The organism is Psychrobacter sp. 1U2 (genome assembly GCF_051847575.1).
Window position 1 is genome coordinate 1 of record NZ_JBPYDC010001839.1, and the last position, 514, is coordinate 514.

Sequence of the window (514 nt, forward strand, 5' to 3'; positions counted from 1 at the left end):
TTAAATTCACCCTTGTCAGGTAGAGCTGGGTATTGCTTTATTAAGGTGATTGATGACCTAGGTAAGTATGGTACTAAAATAATAGTCTTAGAAAAATTTTCTATAACTGATAATCGAGACTATATAGATGAGTATTATGTAGACGACTACCCTAAATTAATTGATTTAATTTTAGGCGTTAAGAGTTTAGGCGTGAACAGAGCACTTAGAAGAATTATTGATATAACTAATATAGTTACTAATCCCACATTAAATTTTAAAGTGAGTCCAAACATTGAAATTTTAGCGAACAAATATAGCTCCTTATTCAATAATAGCTTACAGAATCAAAATTTTTATTGGGATAAAAATCTAGGAGTTGCACTTAAGTTAATATACGAGGATGAAGACGAAACTACAAACAATTATTATTTTAACGAATACATGGAACCTGAGAATATAGCCATCATGTACCGTGGTCAATTAGTACATTCATCTGATATCAATTTTGAGCTTGGTGTATTGGAGAGTTTAG

1 protein-coding gene is annotated in these 514 nt (G+C 30.5%); it reads left to right on the top strand.

Features of this window, described 5'->3' with window-relative positions; genetic code table 11:
- Positions 1-45: 45 nt before the first annotated feature.
- Positions 46-514: hypothetical protein (locus ACS8FD_RS24695; RefSeq protein ID WP_439277784.1), on the top strand; the 469-nt coding region annotated here is incomplete at its 3' end.